This window comes from Frigoribacterium sp. PhB24 (assembly GCF_003755185.1).
In the GTDB taxonomy this organism is placed as follows: domain Bacteria; phylum Actinomycetota; class Actinomycetes; order Actinomycetales; family Microbacteriaceae; genus Frigoribacterium.
Genome location: NZ_RKIC01000009.1, coordinates 519,723 through 535,496, shown reverse-complemented (window position 1 = coordinate 535,496; position 15,774 = coordinate 519,723). Strand labels below are relative to the sequence as shown.

The following is a 15,774-nucleotide window of genomic DNA, read 5'->3' as shown; positions in this document are numbered from 1 at the left end:
CTCCCCAGCGCGGGCGCGCCTCCTCGTCGTCCCGCGGTCGGCGCCTCGGATGGGACTCCTCGGTGGCGCGACCTACAATCGACACGTGCCCGGCCTGATCAAACGCAACGACATCGACGAGGTCCGGTCGCGCACCAACATCGCCGACATCGTCGGCGACCACGTCACGCTCAAGGGCGCCGGCGTGGGCTCGCTGAAGGGACTCTGCCCGTTCCACGACGAGCGCAGTCCGAGCTTCCACGTCCGACCCCAGGTGGGCCGCTACCACTGCTTCGGTTGCGGCGAGGACGGCGACGTCTTCAGCTTCGTGATGAAGACCGACCACACGACGTTCCAAGAGGCCGTCGAGCGCATGGCCGCGCGCATCGGCTTCGAGTTGCATTACGAAGACGGCGGGCAGGCCAGTGACCACGGCAACCGGGCGCGACTCATCTCGGCGAACGAGGCGGCTCGCGAATTCTTCGTGGGCCACCTGACGGCCGCCGACGCCGAGCCCGGGCGACGGTTCCTCGGCGAGCGGGGCTTCGACCCGGCCGCGGCCGAGCGCTTCGGCGTCGGTTTCGCCCCCAAGTCGTTCGATGCTCTGCGGTCGCACCTCAAGGGGCTCGGCTACCGCGACGACGAACTCGTCTCCGCGGGGTTGCTGAGTCAGGGCGACCGCAGCCCCTACGACCGCTTCCGGGGGCGGTTGGTCTGGCCGATCCGCAGCCCCTACGACCGCTTCCGGGGGCGGTTGGTCTGGCCGATCCGCGACGTCACGGGGTCGACCATCGGGTTCGGTGCGCGACGCCTGCTCGAGGACGACAAGGGGCCGAAGTACCTCAACACCCCCGAGACGCCGATCTACCACAAGTCGCAGGTGCTCTACGGGCTCGACCTGGCCCGTCGGGACATCTCGAAGGGCAAGCAGGTCGTCATCGTCGAGGGCTACACCGATGTCATGGCCTGCCACCTTGCCGGCGTCACGACGGCCGTGGCGACCTGTGGCACGTCGTTCGGGGTCGACCACATCAAGGTGCTTCGTCCCATGCTCGGCGACGTCGGCGGTGCCGACACGTCGACGGGTGGCGAGGTCGTGTTCACCTTCGACCCCGACGAGGCGGGTCAGCGCGCCGCGTCCCGCGCGTTCGCCGAAGAGCAGCGGTTCGCCGCGCAGACGTTCGTCGCAGTGGCACCCGACGGGCTCGATCCGTGCGACCTGAGGCTGAACCGCGGCGACGACGCCGTGCGCCGTCTCATCTCGACCAAGCGGCCGATGTTCGAGTTCATGATCCGTCGGCTGATCGACGGGCACGATCTCGAGACCGTCGAGGGGCGCGTGTCGGCGCTCCGGGCGGCCTCCCCGGTGGTGGCCGGCATCCGTGACCGCTCGATGACGCAAGGCTACGTGCGGTCGCTGGCGGGCTGGCTGGGGCTCGACCCGGCCGACGTGGCGCGGTCCGTCGACGACGCGGGTCGCGCCTCCTCGGCCCAGAACGCGCTCGAGCGGTCGCAGCCGAAGAGCGTCTCCGACGGCCGGCAGTCGATCACGAGCCTGCCCCCGGTGCCCGACGAGCCGGCCGGCCCGAGCCTGTTGACGCTGCCGGGTGACCTGACCACCCGCACCGAGCGCGACGCGCTCATGGCGATGCTCCAACACCCGGCGACGGTCGGCTTCGACCTCATGCAGCGGGCGGCCCGGGCACGCATCGAGAACAGCGCCCTGGCCGTCGTCCGCGATGCGATCGGGGCGAGCCTCGACCGGTTCGACTCGGCCGACTGGCTCGACGTCGTCCTCGGCCAGACCCCGTCGCCGTTCGACGCCCTGGCGAAAGAGCTCGCGGTGGCCCCGATCCCCGAGCGCGAGGGGCGCGAGATCACGACGTATTGTCGCGGCATCGTCGTCTCGATCGTCGAACGCGACCTGATCCGCGAGAAGTCCGAGTTACTCGGGCAGTCGTTCCGCACCGACGTGAAGACCGAGCCCGAACGCTGGCGCGAGATCCAGGTGCGCATCGCCGCGGTCGAGGCCGAGCGCCGGTCCGTCCGCCAAGAGTGAGGTCGCGGCCGTGTCTCGGCTCCCAGGTCTGAACGCGCATACATCGCGGGAGTCCGTCGTCGCGGACGACCGGACCAGCTGGCAAGGGTTCGTTGCGGGCCTGTAAACAGTTGCGAGATGAGCCGGTCTCGGACTCACGGGTGTGTTACCAATGGACGTTCCCCGAAACGGCCGCGTCCACAGCACGGCCCGGGGCCCCTTGCACACAGAGAAAGAGGTAACCGGATATGACATCCGACTCCACGCTCGCCCGACGCGCCCTCGCCGTCGTCGGTGGCGCCGCTGCCACCGCGCTCGTCCTCTCGGGCTGCGCCTCCGGTGGTGACGCGACCGACGCCCTCGACGGTCTCAGCATCGGCACGACCGACGTCATCACGTCGCTCGACCCCGCCGGTTCGTACGACAACGGGTCGTTCGCCGTCCAGAACCAGGTGTTCGGGTTCCTGACGAACGCCCCGTACGGCAGCCCCGACGTCGAGCCCGACCTGGCCGCGTCCGCGGACTTCACCAGCCCGACCGAGTACACGGTCACGCTGAAGGACGGACTGACCTTCGCCAACGGCAACGCGCTCACCTCGAGCGACGTCAAGTTCAGCTTCGACCGTCAGCTGGCCATCGCCGACCCCAACGGCCCGTCGTCGTTGCTCGGCAACCTGGCCAGCACCGACGCACCGGACGACACCACCGTCGTCTTCACCCTCAAGTCGGCCGACCAGACCTGGCCGCAGGTGCTCTCGAGCCCCGCCGGCCCGATCGTCGACGAGGACGTCTTCTCGGCGACCGCGCTGACCGACGCCGACGACATCGTCAAGGGCGACGCCTTCTCGGGCCAGTACACCATCACCGACTACTCGCAGAACGAGACGATCGCCTACGAGGCGAACGCCGCGTACGACGGCGTGCTCGGTGCTCCGAAGACCGACTCGGTCACGGCGACGTATTACACCGAAGAGACCGACCTCAAGCTCGCGGTCCAGAACGGCGACGTCGACGTCGCGAACCGCAGCCTGAGCCCCACCGACCTGGCCGACCTGGCGAAGGACGACTCGCTCACGGTGCACAACGGCCCCGGCGGCGAGATCCGCTACCTCGTCTTCAACTTCAACACCATGCCCTTCGGTGCGACGCAGCCCGACGCCGACCCGGCCAAGGCCTTGGCCGTTCGTCAGTCGGTGGCCGGCACGATCGACCGTGCCGCCCTCGCGAAGGACGTCTACAACGACACCTACACGCCGCTCTACTCGGTCGTCCCCGACGGCCTGACCGGCGCGACCAAGCCCCTCGAGAGCCTCTACGGCGACGGCAAGGGCGGCCCCGACGTCGACAAGGCCGCCGCGGCCCTGTCGGCTGCCGGCGTCAGCACCCCGGTGTCGATCGACCTGCAGTACAGCCCCGACCACTACGGTGCGTCGAGCGACGAGGAGTACGCGCTGATCAAGTCGCAGCTCGAGGCGAGCGGCCTGTTCACCGTCAACCTGCAGTCGACCCTGTGGGACACCTACAGCACCGAGCGCCGTGAGGACGCCTACCCCGTGTACCAGCTGGGTTGGTTCCCCGACTTCTCGGACGCCGACAACTACCTGACCCCGTTCTTCAGCGCGGACAACTTCGTCGGCAACCACTACGACAGCCCGACCGTCCAGGGTCTGCTGACGCAGGAGATCGGCGAGCAGGACGCTTCGGCGCGCGAGGCGACCATCGGTCAGATCCAGGACGCCGTCGCGGCCGACCTGCCCACGCTGCCGTTGCTGCAGGGCACGCAGGTCGTCGTCTCGCAGTCCGACGTGAAGGGCGTGGACGACACGCTCGACGCGTCGTTCAAGTTCCGTTACGGTGCGCTGAGCCGCTGACGCGCCTCCTCGGCCCCTGAGCCCCGCCGGCGCGCCGGCAGGGCTCGCGGGCCGGGGGACTCCGCACCACGGCCGTCCGCCGAGGGGGCGACTCGCGATCCCGCGGGGCGCCCCCTCCGGTCTGCGACCGGCACCACACCATCGAAAGGCCCAACGACGTGACCCTGATCACCGACGGCTCCCTCACGGCGCCGCCCACCTCCAGCCCCGGGAAGTCCCGCGGTTCCGGCGGTGGCGGCCTCGGACGCTACATCGTGGTCCGCGCGATCCTCATCGTGCCGACCGTGTTCATCCTCGTCACGCTCGTGTTCTTCCTGATGCGCGTGGTCGGAAACCCGATCACCGCCTCCGTCGGCGGTCGCCTCACCGAGGCGCAGCTGCAAGAGCGTCTCGCGGCCGCCGGCTACGACCGCCCGGTGATCGTCCAGTACCTCGAGTACCTGGGCCAGATCGTGCGCGGCGACTTCGGCACCACCGCGACCGACAACCGCGAGATCAGCGGCATCCTGTTGCAGTACGGGAGCGCCACGATCGAGCTGGTCTTCTACGCGCTGATCGTCGCCCTCGTGCTGGGCATCCCTCTCGGCATGCTCGCCGCCTACGTGCGCGACCGCTGGCCCGACGCGATCCTGCGCGTCCTCGCGATCCTCGCCTACGCCACCCCGGTCTTCTTCGCCGGCCTGCTGCTCAAGCTGACCTTCTCGGTCTGGCTCGGCTGGCTGCCCCTGGGCGGTCGTGCGAGCACCCGCGTCGCCATCGCGCTGGGTCGGATCGACAATCCGACGGGCATCTACATCGTCGACGCCCTGCGCACCGGCAACTCGACGATCATCGTCGACGTGCTGTCGCACGCCGTCCTGCCCGCCTTGGCGCTCGGCGTCCTGACCGCCGGCATCTTCCTGCGCCTCGTGCGCACCAACGTGATCGGCACGCTCGGTTCCGAGTACGTCGACGCGGCCCGGTCGCGGGGTGTCAGCGAGTTCCGGCTCGTCCGGGCCCACGCGCTCAAGCCCGCGCTGATCCCGATTATCACCGTCATGGGACTGCAGATCGCCATGCTGCTCGGCGGCTCGGTGCTGACCGAGACCACCTTCGGCTGGCGCGGGTTGGGCTTCCAGCTGCAGCAGTACCTGTCGGCCCGGGACTTCATCGCCGTGCAGGGCATCGTGGCCGTGCTCGCCGTCATCGTCGCCGTGACCAACTTCGTGGTCGACGTGATCGCCGCCCTGATCGACCCCCGCGTGAGGTACTGACCATGACCGATGCAGCCGTCGCGGCCGACCGCCGCGAGCCCCTCTACAAGCGCCTCCCCGTCGTCGCGCAGATCCGTCGTTCGGTCGGCCTGCAGCGCGGCATGCTGCTGACCGGAGTCGTCATCGTCGCCGTCTTCGTGGTGCTGGCGATCTTCGCCCCGCTCATCGCCCCGTACGGCTTCGGCCAGCTGCGCGGGGCCACCGAGGCCTTTCCCCGCCAGGCGCCGCCCTCGGCCGAGCACCTGTGGGGCACCACGGTCGGCGGCTACGACGTCTTCAGCCGTGTCATGTGGGGCACCCGCACCGCCGTCGCGGTCGTCATCGTGGCCGTCGTGCTGTCGATCACGATCGGCGTGACGCTCGGTCTGATCTCGGGCTACCTCGGCGGGTGGCTCGACCGGGTGCTCGTGGTCGTCGCCGACGCGGTCTACGCCTTCCCGTCGCTGTTGCTCGCGATCGTCGTGTCGATCGTCATCAGCGGTGGCCAGTCGAGCCTCTGGGGCGGCATCATCTCGGCGGGCATCTCGATCACCGTGGTCTACGTGCCGCAGTACTTCCGGGTCGTCCGCGCCGAGGCCACCAGGCTGAAGGCCGAGGCCTTCGTCGAGTCGGCCAAGGTGAACGGCAGCAGCACGGGCCGCATCATGTTCAAGCACGTCCTGCGGAACGCCACGCGCAGCCTGCCCCTGATCCTCACGCTGAACGCGTCCGAGGCGATCCTCACCCTCGCGGCCCTCGGCTTCCTGGGCTTCGGCATCGGCCCGACCGCTGCGGCGGAGTGGGGCTACGACCTGAATCGCGCCCTGTCCGACACGGCCAGCGGCATCTGGTGGACCGGCGTCTTCCCGGGAGCGGCGATCGTGCTGATGGTTCTCGGCATCACGCTGATGGGCGAGAGCCTGAACGACCTGGCCGACCCGCGCCTCCGGACCCGACGTCGCGCGAAGCGCAAGACGAAGGGCACCCGCGGCACCGAGCAGGCCACGACCACGACGAACGACGAGGTGACCGCATGAACGCCGACACGACCACGACCGGCCGACCGACGGCGCCTCGCGACGAGCGTCCCGTCGCCGTCGGCATCACCGACCTCGAGGTGACATTCGCGACCGACGGCGGTGACGTGGCCGCCGTGCAGGGCGTGACCCTCGACGTCCGCGCCGGCGAGGTGCTCGCCATCGTCGGCGAATCCGGCAGCGGCAAGACCGTGACCGCCAAGACGATCCTCGGCCTGCTGCCCGAGACGGCGGTCGCCACCGGTGCGGTGCTGCTCTCGGGGCAGAACGTCCTCGAGATCGGCCCGAAGAAGGTGCGCGAGCTGCGCGGCACCGACGTCGCCATGGTCTTCCAAGAGCCTTCCACCGCGCTGAACCCCGTCTACACGGTGGGCTGGCAGATCGCCGAGGGCTTGCGGGCGCACGGCAAGGTCGGACGCAAGGAGGCGCGGGCAAAGGCGATCGACATCCTGCGTCGCGTGGGCATCCCCGACCCCGAGACCCGCGTCGACTACTACCCGCACCAGTTCTCGGGCGGCCAGAAGCAGCGTGTGGTCATCGCCATGGCGCTGGTGCTCGATCCGTCCGTGATCGTCGCGGACGAGCCGACGACGGCCCTCGACGTGACCGTGCAGGCCGAGATCCTCGACCTGTTGCGCCGCTGCCGTGACGAGTTCGGCACGGCCATCGTGCTGATCACGCACAACATGGGCGTGGTCGCCGACCTCGCCGACCGCGTCGCCGTCATGTACCTCGGCAAGGTCGTCGAACAGGCGCCCGCCGTCGAGTTGTTCGCGAACCCGCAGGACGACTACACCAAGCGTCTGCTCGGCTCGGTGCCCAAGCTCGAGGCCCGGGGTCACACGCAGCAGGAGCAACCGGCCGACAGCGAGGTCGTCGTGCGCGCCAGCGGGCTCGAGATCGAGTACCCGGGACGCCTCGGCCGCGGCGGCTTCCGGGCCGTCAAGGGCGTCGACTTCACGATCGCCCGCGGCGAGGTCCTGGGCCTGGTCGGCGAGAGCGGTTCGGGCAAGACCACGATCGGGCGGGCCATCGCCGGGTTGACGAAGGTCACCGGCGGGTCGCTCGAGGTGCTGGGCATCGAGATGAACGGGGTGCACGAGCGCGACTTCAAGCCGAAGCGCGCCGACATCGGTTTCGTCTTCCAGGACCCCGCGTCGAGCTTCAACCCCCTGCTCACGATCGCCGAGTGCGTGGCGGAGCCCTTGATCGTGCACGGCCGCGCGAAGGACGCCCGCGCCGCTCGCCCCCGCGTCGACGAACTGCTCGAGGCGGTGCAGCTGCCGAAGTCGTTCGCCGACCGCTACCCGCACGAGCTCAGCGGCGGACAACGCCAGCGGGCCAGCCTCGCCCGGTCGCTCGCCCTCGACCCGACGTTGCTGATCGCCGACGAGCCCACGAGCGCCCTCGACGTGTCGGTGCAGGCACGCGTGCTCGAGTTGTTCACCGAACTGCAGTCGCAGCTGGGCTTCGCCGCCCTGTTCATCAGCCACGACCTCGCCGTCGTGAACATGCTGGCCGACCGGATCGGCGTGCTGTTCCACGGCGACCTGATCGAGAGCGGTCCGAACGACCAGGTCCTCGGCGCACCCGAGCACCCCTACACGCAGCGCCTGCTGGCGTCGTTGCCGGTGCCCGATCCGATCGAGCAGGCGTCTCGTCGCGAGCGGTTGGCAGCCCTGGACCGCCGGGCGGCGGACGACGCCGCCCCCGGACGCGCCACGGGCGGGGTGGCCTGAGGGTGCCGGGTCGCGAGCTCGACCTCGATCAGCCGGTCGTCACCGACGACCTCTCGCTGCTCTACCCGGCGCGCGCCGGCCACCCGGCCGTGCGCGCCGTCGACGGCGTCACGTTGCGGGTCGAGCCGGGCGAGATCGTCGCCGTGCTCGGCGAGAGCGGTTCGGGCAAGTCGACCCTCGCCATGGCCCTGGCGGGGCTGACCGGCACGGGCCGCGTCGACGAGGGGCGGCCGCGCCTCGTCGGCGGCACGGCCCGGGTGTTCGGTCAGGACGTCGGCAAGCTGTCGAGCCGGCGTCGCGATCGGCTGTCGACCATGGTCGGCTACCTGGCCCAGGACGACGGCGAACGCCTCAGTCCCGACCTGACCGTGGGCGAGGCCATCGCCGAGCCCATCTACCTGCGCGACCGCAAGTTCGACCGGACCGAGGCCGGGCGCATCGTCGCCACGCTCGTCGACGGTGTCCACCTGCCGCTCGGCACGATGCTCAAGCAGACCTGGGAGCTCAGCTCGGGTCAGCGGCAGCGTGTCGCCCTGGCCCGCAGCCTCGTCCTCGAACCGCCGCTGCTGATCGCGGACGAGCCCGCCCGTGGCGTCGACGTGCTCGTCCGCCAGGCCGTCCTCGACGTGATCAAGAACCTGCACGAGGGTCGTCAGTTCTCCGCCCTCGTCGTCACCTCGTCGGTGGCCGAGGCCCGGGCGATCACCGACCGGGTCGCCGTCATGCGGGCCGGCCGCCTGGTGGGGCTGGGCGACATCGACGAGGTCCTCAGGACCGGTATCGACCCGTACGTCAAGGTGCTCTCGCAGACCACCCCGATCGACATCATCCGGCCCGAGGAGCGCGAGGCCGGGCGCCCGCTCGAACCCGACCCCGACGCCGGGGCCACGGGCGACCAGGCACCGTGAGCGCCGAGCCGGCCTCGGGCCCCGCACCAGCGACGAGCCCAGGAGGCGCGCGCGGCCACCGCGCGGTCGTCACCGCGGGTCCCGTCCTCACGCCGGAGCGACGCCCGACCCCGGGCGCCGTCTCGGTGGCTCCCCGATCGACCCCGGTCTTCGTCGAGGCCGTGCGTGCCGGGGGAGCGGACGTCGTCCCGCTCGGCCCGGAGACCCGCGGTCTGGTCTGGCTCTCGTACCGCGATCCGGCGGGCCTCGCGCGAGCCCTGGACGAGAATCCGGCCATCGAGTGGGTGCAGCTGCCGTACGCCGGGGTCGACGCCTTCGCCGACGTGATCTCGGCCCGTGCCGACCGAGCGCTGCCGCTCTGGACCAGTGCCAAGGGGGCGTTCGCCGAACCCGTGGCCGAACACGCCCTCATGCTCGTGCTCTCGCTGCTGCGGGTCGTGCCCCAGCGCGTCCGCGCGACGGCCTGGGCCACCGAACAGCAGGGCCGCTCGCTCTACGGGCGGCACGTCGTGATCGTCGGCGCCGGTGGCATCGCGATCGAGCTGATGCGGCTCCTGGCCCCGTTCGACGTCCGGGTGACGATCGTGCGCCGTTCGGGCGACCCCGTGCCCGGAGCCGATCTGACGGTGCCCGTCGAACGCCTCGACGGGGTGCTGCCGGCCGCCGACGTCCTCGTCCTCGCCGCAGCCGCCACGCCCGGCACGGCGGGCCTGTTGGACGCGCGCCGGCTGGCTCTGCTGCCACCGACGGCCGTGTTCGTGAACGTCGCGCGGGGCAGCCTGGTCGACACGGACGCCCTCGTCACCGCGGTCCGGTCGGAACGTCTCTGGGGAGCAGGCGTGGACGTCACCACGCCCGAACCACTCCCCGACGGTCACCCGCTCTTCCACGAGCCGCGCGTCATCGTGACCCCCCATCAGGCGGACACGCCGGAGATGACCGCCCCGTTGTTGGCCGAGCGCATCCGCCACAACGTCCGGGCGTTCCTCGGTGACGGCGAGTTCGTCGGCGTCGTCGACCCGCACGACGGGTACTGACGCAGCGGTCGGGGCGTGCGACGCGCCGCGCCGACGGCGTGGTCCGTCGGGGCCTCAGATCTTTGCTAGTGTTGTCTCCGCTGTCACGGACGAAAGTCCGGGGCGGTTGCCATTCCTCGATAGCTCAATTGGCAGAGCAGCCGGCTGTTAACCGGCAGGTTGTTGGTTCGAGTCCAACTCGGGGAGCGAAGGCCCAGAGGCTCCACCCTCTGGGCCTTTTCTCTTGCCCGGTCCGCCTCAGGCGGTGGACGAGAAGGAGGCGCGTCCTGCGGTTCGCAGGACGCGCCTCCTTCGTCTCGGGTCGGCCCGGTCCGAGGTCAGTCCTCGAGGTGGTCGACTCCCGGCAGCCACGTGCTGCCCGGCTGGCCCCAGCCCTTCTTGCGGACCGCTTTGGCGGCCGCCTTGTGGAACGGGTGCTCGAGCCGGTCCGCGTAGAGGATGCCGTCGAGGTGGTCGTACTCGTGCTGGAAGATGCGGGCGAGCCAGCCCCAGACCTCGATCTCGAACTCGTCGCCCTCGAGGTCGGTGGCCCGCAGCACGACGCCGTCGGCGCGGCGCAGCGGGAACCTCTCGCCCGGCACCGACAGGCACCCCTCGGACTCGGAGTCGTCGTCGTCGAGTGATTCGATCGAGAGCGGGCTCTGCCAGAGCGTCGGGTTGATCGCGACGCCGCGCCACAGTTCGCCGTCGTCGTCGGTCCACGAGTAGACGAACAAGCGCTTGCCGACGCCCACCTGAGGGCCGGCGAGGCCGACGCCGGGGGCGGCGTCCATCGTCTCGAACATGTCGGCGACCAGCGTGCGCAACTCGTCGTCGACGACGGTCACCTCGGAGGCGGGGGAGTGGAGCACGGGGTCACCCGTGATGGAAATGGGTCGAACGGCCATTCGTCCAGACTATCCAGCGCCACGGCGCTAGCGTGGACGCCGTGACGACGGACATCGGGGAGCTCACCCAGCAGGTATCCCTGACCCCCTACCAGGCGCTCGGCATCCCCATCGCCCTGATCGGTGCGGTGTTCCTCTCGATCGGCGCGCAGCTGCAGCACCAGGGCGTCGCCAAGGTCGAGCGGCGGATCGGCGCGGCGAAGAGCGGCATGAACGTCCGCCAGGTGCTCGCCCTCGTGGGCCGCCCCTCGTGGGTGCTGGGCACGCTGATGCTCGGCCTCGCGATCCTGTTCCAGCTGACCAGCCTCCGCATCGCACCGTTGCTCGTGGTGCAACCGCTCGGGGCGGTCGCGCTCGTGATCACGGCGATCCTCAACTCGCGTTCCACCGGACGACGGCTCGACCGGCGTGCCAAGCGGGCGATCCTCTTCTGCGTCGGCGGGGTCGGTCTGTTCGTCACCGTGGCGGCCTTCACGGCCATCGAGCCCGAGATCACGACCCGGCAGCTCGTCACCGTGCTCGTGATCCTCGCCGTCGTCGGAGCCGTGCTGGGCGTCGCCTTCGCGCTGCTGCGCCGCCGCCGCAGCGCCCTGTTCTACATCATCGCGGCGGGCGTGCTGTACGGCTTCGTCGCGACTCTCGCCAAGGTCGTGCTGAACCGCGTCTTCGCCGGCAATTTTGACTGGCTGACGATCGTCTGCATCGTCTTCCTGCTCGCGGCCGGTCTGCTCGGAGGGTACTTCGTGCAGAACGCCTACTCGTCCGGGCCGCCCGACCTCGTCATCGCCGGCCTCACCGTCGTCGACCCGCTCATCGCGGTCGGCATCGGCATCGTCGTGCTCGGCGAGGCGCAGAACGCGCCCGCGATCGCGGGCGTCTTCTTCGTCGTCGCGGCCGCCATCGCGGTCTACGGCGTGTTCCAACTCGCCAAATACCATCCCCAGACCCGAGCCTGAGCTAGCGTGGGTTCGTCGCGTCCGCCGGTCCCACGACCATCCGGCCGCACGACGCGCCGCACACTCCACCGAGCACGAGAAGGACGCCACGACCCGTGACACCTGCCCCGACGCCCTCGGAACCCGGCCGACCCGACGACGCGACGTCGGCTGCTGTCGACCGCCGCGCCTCCTCGGGGTCGTCCGACCGCCTCACCGTGCTGATCGCGGGCGACACCTTCCCGCCCGACGTCAACGGCGCCGCCAACTTCACCGAGCGGCTCGCCGTGGGCCTCGCACAGCGCGGCCATGACGTGCACCTCATGGTGCCGGCTGCGAGCCGCCACCACGGCACCTTCCTCGAACAGCACGGCGGCGTGACGCTGACGGTGCACCGGCTCTACTCGACCCGCTGGCCGTTGCACGACTGGCTGCGTTTCGCGACACCGTGGCGGGTGCAAGAACACGCCGAGAAGATCTTCGACGAGATCCACCCCGACGTGGTGCACATCCAGTCGCACATCGTCATGGGCCGGGGTGTGGCGCAGGTCGCCGAACGCCGTGGCGTCCGCATCGTCGCGACGAACCACTTCATGCCCGAGAACCTGCTCGAGCACACCGGGCTGCCGAAGGGTCTCCGCGCCAAGGCGACCCAGATGGCGTGGAACGACGCGAGCAAGACGTTCCGCAAGGCCGCCGCGATCACGACACCCACGCAGAAGGCGGCGACGTTCCTCGAGAAGTCGGTCGCCGTCACCGGTGTGCTCGCCGTCTCGTGCGGCATCGAGGCCGGCCACTACACGGCCCTCGACACCCGCCCCGAGTCGAATCGCATCGTGTTCGTCGGTCGGGTCACGGCCGAGAAGCAGATCGACGTGTTGCTCAAGGCCATGACGTTGCTCGACCCCGCCCTCGGCGCCACGCTGACGATCGTGGGCGGGGGAGACCTGTTCAAGCAGCTCCAGACGACCAGTCGCGACCTGGGGCTCGCCGACGTGGTCACCTTCGCGGGCTACCTGTCCGACGACGAGTTGCGTCGCACGCTCACTGAGTCGACCGTGTTCGCCATGCCGTCGATCGCCGAGCTGCAGAGCATCGCCAGCCTCGAGGCGATGGCCTCGGGCCTGCCGATCGTCGTGGCCGACGCGATGGCCCTGCCGCACCTGGTCGACGAGGGCGAGAACGGCTACCTCTTCCGCCCGGGCGACAGCCGCGACCTCGCCGACAAGCTCACGACGGTGTTGACCGCACCCGACGACGAGTACCTCGCCATGCGCCGGGCCAGCCTGAAGGTGATCGAGGGGCACGACATCGAGCGCACGCTCAGCGTGTTCGAGAGCCTGTATCGTGGTCAGCCGGTGGTCCCCTCCACCGACGCGGCGTCCGACCGCGCGCACTGACGGTCGACCGCGGCACCGCCCCGGCCGACCGCAATACGCGCCGGTGGGCCGACGCGGGGGGCGGTAGCTCAGCCGGTTAGAGCAGTCGACTCATAATCGATCGGTCACGGGTTCAAGTCCCGTCCGCCCTACTCGTCGTGTTCGGACGCGGTTCGTCGCCGGCCCGGCCGCCGGGCCGGCCGCCGGGCCGGGTGAGTCGTGTCCGGCACCCCGCGAGCACGGCCTCCGGGCCTGCTGTGAGCGCGGCCGCGTCGTCGCGCGGTGACGTCCGCGCGTGGCACGATGTCGACCATGTTCACCAAGCGGCCCCGACGGCCGGAGCCCGACCCCGACGCCTGGGGCGGCGACTCCTCCGACGACGACAGGCGTTCGGGCCCGGCCCGCATGGGCGTGGGGGCGCAGGTGTACGTGCTCGATTCGGACGAAGATCCGGCGACGCCGTTTCCGTACGGCCCGACCGGCATCGTGGTCCGCGCCGGGGGGAGCGCCTGGCAGGGGGTGTCGGCCATCGGTGGGTCGGCCCGCACCTGGTGGGTCGAGTTCGACTCGCCCCAGATCGATCGTGACGGCGACGGGCCCGTCTCGCAGGCGCAGGTCGCCGAGCGCTGGCTGCGCCTCGCCCCTCTCGCCTGAACCTCGCCGGCCGCCCGGTCCGCCCCGACGGCGCGCCCGCCTGGCAGCGCGCCTGACTGCCGCGTCGACCACCCCGCCGCGTGGTCGGCAACTCCTGCCTCCTGCTGCGCTGATCCGTGCGGGCGCCGTGTTCCGGCGCCCGAGCATTCGCGGCGCAGCACCGGCCCGGAGTTGCCGACACGCGATTCGAGGCGGCCCTCGGGAATGCCGGATGCGACTCCTCGGTTCACCGAAGTGCATGCAAACGCATGCAGATGTTCTAAGGTGGAGCAATGCAGTTCGGAATCTTCAGCGTCGGCGACATCACGACCGACCCGACCACCGGTGCCACCCCGACCGAGGGGGAGCGTCTCCAGGCGATGGTCACCATCGCCAAGAAGGCCGAGGAGGTGGGTCTCGACGTCTACGCGGCTGGCGAGCACCACAACCCGCCCTTCGTGAACTCGAGCCCGACCACCCTCCTCGCGTTCATCGCCGCTCAGACCGAGCGCATCGTGCTCAGCACCGCCACCACCCTGATCACGACGAACGACCCGGTGAAGATCGCCGAGGACTTCGCCCTGCTGCAACACCTGGCGGGCGGCCGCGTCGACCTCACGCTCGGTCGCGGCAACACGGGCCCGGTGTACCCGTGGTTCGGTAAGGACATCCGCCAGGGGATCAACCTCGCCATCGAGAACTACGCCCTGCTGCACCGGCTCTGGAGCGAGGACGTCGTCGACTGGAAGGGCCACTTCCGCACGCCGCTGCAGGGCTTCACGGCGACCCCGCGTCCCCTCGACGGTGTCGCACCGTTCGTCTGGCACGGTTCGATCCGCAGTCCCGAGATCGCCGAGCAGGCCGCCTACTACGGTGACGGCTTCTTCGCCAACCACATCTTCTGGCCCGCCTCCCACACGAAGCAGATGGTCGAGCTCTACCGCACCCGCTTCGAACACCACGGGCACGGCCGGGCCGACCAGGCGATCGTCGGCCTCGGTGGTCAGGTCTTCCTGGCCAAGAACTCGCAGGACGCCAAACGCACCTTCCGCCCCTACTTCGACAACGCGCCCGTCTACGGTCACGGCCCGTCGATGGAGGACTTCACGAGCCAGACGCCGCTCACCGTCGGCAGCCCTCAGGAGGTCATCGACCGCACCCTCGGTTTCCGCGACTACGTGGGCGACTACCAGCGTCAGCTGTTCCTGATGGACCACGCCGGTCTGCCCCTGAAGACCGTCCTCGAGCAGCTCGACATCCTGGGCAGCGAGGTCGTGCCGGTCCTGCGTCGCGAGTTCGCCGCGAACCGTCCGGCCCACGTGCCCGACGCCCCCACGCATGCCTCGCTCGTCGAGGCCGCGACCCGGGTGTCGCAGTCCACCGCCGCACCCACCGTGCACGACGCGCTCACCGCGTCGTCCGCCCGCTGAGAAGCCGAGGAGGCGCTGCCATGAGCACCAAGAAGATCGTCGCCCTGTCCGCGGGGCTGAGCCAGCCCTCGTCCACTCGTCTCCTGGCCGACCGTCTCGTCGAGGCGACGACGCGCGACCTCGTGGGCCGCGGCTCGTTCGTCGAGGTCGAGGTCGTCGAGCTGCGCGACCTCGCGCACGAGGTGACGGACGCGATGCTGACCGGTTTCGCGCCTCCCGCCCTCGCCGAGGCGCTCGAGAAGGTGACGAGCGCCGATGGCGTGATCGCGGTCACACCCGTCTTCTCGTCGTCGTACAGCGGGTTGTTCAAGTCGTTCGTCGACGTCATGGACCACAAGGCCCTGACCGGGACGCCGGTGCTCATCGCGGCGACGGGTGGCACGGCCCGTCACTCGCTCGCTCTCGAGTACGCCGTGCGACCGCTGTTCGCCTACTTCCAGGCCGTCGTCGTGCCCACCTCGGTGTTCGCGGCGTCCGAGGACTGGGGCGAGGGCGACGGCACCGCGACGACGCTGCCCGAGCGCGTGACGCGTGCCGCGGGGGAGTTCTCCGAGCTCGTCGCACGGCACGAGGGGTCGCTCGACGATCCGTTCGCCGCGATCGTCCCGTTCGACGAGCAGCTGCGTCGCCTCGCCGTGGGTCGCGACGACACCCAGCCCTGAGGGGTGG

The 15,774-nt window shown here is 70.4% G+C and carries 13 protein-coding genes and 2 tRNA genes; 14 read left to right on the top strand and 1 reads right to left on the bottom strand.

Features of this window, described 5'->3' with window-relative positions; all coding sequences use genetic code 11:
• The first annotated feature begins 85 nt into the window (after positions 1 to 85).
• The 8 genes from EDF50_RS03040 to EDF50_RS03005 all read left to right on the top strand — a co-directional run bounded on the left by EDF50_RS03040 (position 86) and on the right by EDF50_RS03005 (position 10,027).
• Positions 86 to 2,038 carry a CHC2 zinc finger domain-containing protein gene (locus EDF50_RS03040; protein ID WP_199738555.1) on the top strand — a complete coding sequence of 651 codons (1,953 nt, stop codon included), beginning with the start codon at positions 86 to 88 and terminating at the stop codon, positions 2,036 to 2,038.
• Positions 2,039 to 2,265: 227 nt separating this feature from the next.
• The gene (locus tag EDF50_RS03035; protein WP_123517985.1) at positions 2,266 to 3,888 is read left to right on the top strand and encodes an ABC transporter substrate-binding protein; all 1,623 of its coding nucleotides are present in this window, start codon (positions 2,266 to 2,268) and stop codon (positions 3,886 to 3,888) included.
• A 167-nt stretch (positions 3,889 to 4,055) separates the two neighbouring features.
• On the top strand, positions 4,056 to 5,141 hold the full coding sequence (locus EDF50_RS03030; RefSeq protein ID WP_370453965.1) for an ABC transporter permease: 1,086 nt from the start codon (positions 4,056 to 4,058) through the stop codon (positions 5,139 to 5,141).
• A gap of 2 nt (positions 5,142 to 5,143) precedes the next feature.
• The gene (locus EDF50_RS03025) at positions 5,144 to 6,157 is read left to right on the top strand and encodes an ABC transporter permease (protein ID WP_123517982.1); all 1,014 of its coding nucleotides are present in this window, start codon (positions 5,144 to 5,146) and stop codon (positions 6,155 to 6,157) included.
• Positions 6,154 to 7,896, top strand: a complete 1,743-nt coding sequence (locus tag EDF50_RS03020; RefSeq protein ID WP_123517981.1) for an ABC transporter ATP-binding protein — start codon at positions 6,154 to 6,156, stop codon at positions 7,894 to 7,896. The genes EDF50_RS03025 and EDF50_RS03020 overlap by 4 nt, the downstream gene beginning before the upstream one ends.
• 2 nt (positions 7,897 to 7,898) lie before the next feature.
• On the top strand, positions 7,899 to 8,804 hold the full coding sequence (locus tag EDF50_RS03015; protein ID WP_233570279.1) for a dipeptide/oligopeptide/nickel ABC transporter ATP-binding protein: 906 nt from the start codon (positions 7,899 to 7,901) through the stop codon (positions 8,802 to 8,804).
• Positions 8,801 to 9,841: an NAD(P)-dependent oxidoreductase gene (locus EDF50_RS03010; protein ID WP_233570278.1), complete on the top strand. Its 1,041-nt coding sequence runs from the start codon at positions 8,801 to 8,803 to the stop codon at positions 9,839 to 9,841. Before EDF50_RS03015 ends, EDF50_RS03010 begins: the two co-directional genes overlap by 4 nt.
• A 113-nt stretch (positions 9,842 to 9,954) precedes the next feature.
• Positions 9,955 to 10,027, top strand: a tRNA-Asn gene (locus EDF50_RS03005).
• 131 nt (positions 10,028 to 10,158) lie between these two features.
• Here the strand turns inward: EDF50_RS03005 and def are convergent.
• On the bottom strand, positions 10,159 to 10,728 hold the full coding sequence (gene def / locus EDF50_RS03000; protein ID WP_123517979.1) for a peptide deformylase: 570 nt from the start codon (positions 10,726 to 10,728) through the stop codon (positions 10,159 to 10,161).
• A 41-nt stretch (positions 10,729 to 10,769) separates the two neighbouring features.
• On the opposite strand from def, the gene EDF50_RS02995 reads away from it, so the two are divergent.
• The 6 genes from EDF50_RS02995 (at position 10,770) to EDF50_RS02970 (ending at position 15,767) form a co-directional block, all read left to right on the top strand.
• Positions 10,770 to 11,684: a DMT family transporter gene (locus EDF50_RS02995; RefSeq protein WP_123518417.1), complete on the top strand. Its 915-nt coding sequence runs from the start codon at positions 10,770 to 10,772 to the stop codon at positions 11,682 to 11,684.
• Positions 11,685 to 11,779: 95 nt separating this feature from the next.
• Positions 11,780 to 13,063, top strand: a complete 1,284-nt coding sequence (locus EDF50_RS02990; protein WP_370453955.1) for a glycosyltransferase — start codon at positions 11,780 to 11,782, stop codon at positions 13,061 to 13,063.
• A gap of 57 nt (positions 13,064 to 13,120) precedes the next feature.
• A tRNA-Ile gene (locus EDF50_RS02985) sits at positions 13,121 to 13,194 on the top strand.
• A 160-nt stretch (positions 13,195 to 13,354) separates the two neighbouring features.
• On the top strand, positions 13,355 to 13,696 hold the full coding sequence (locus EDF50_RS02980) for a hypothetical protein (protein ID WP_148076743.1): 342 nt from the start codon (positions 13,355 to 13,357) through the stop codon (positions 13,694 to 13,696).
• Between the two features lie 272 nt (positions 13,697 to 13,968).
• Positions 13,969 to 15,105, top strand: coding sequence for an LLM class flavin-dependent oxidoreductase (locus EDF50_RS02975; protein ID WP_123517976.1), 1,137 nt, complete (start codon positions 13,969 to 13,971; stop codon positions 15,103 to 15,105).
• A gap of 20 nt (positions 15,106 to 15,125) precedes the next feature.
• Complete coding sequence (locus tag EDF50_RS02970; RefSeq protein ID WP_123517974.1) at positions 15,126 to 15,767, top strand: FMN reductase; 642 nt, start codon at positions 15,126 to 15,128, stop codon at positions 15,765 to 15,767.
• The last annotated feature ends 7 nt before the right edge of the window (positions 15,768 to 15,774 follow it).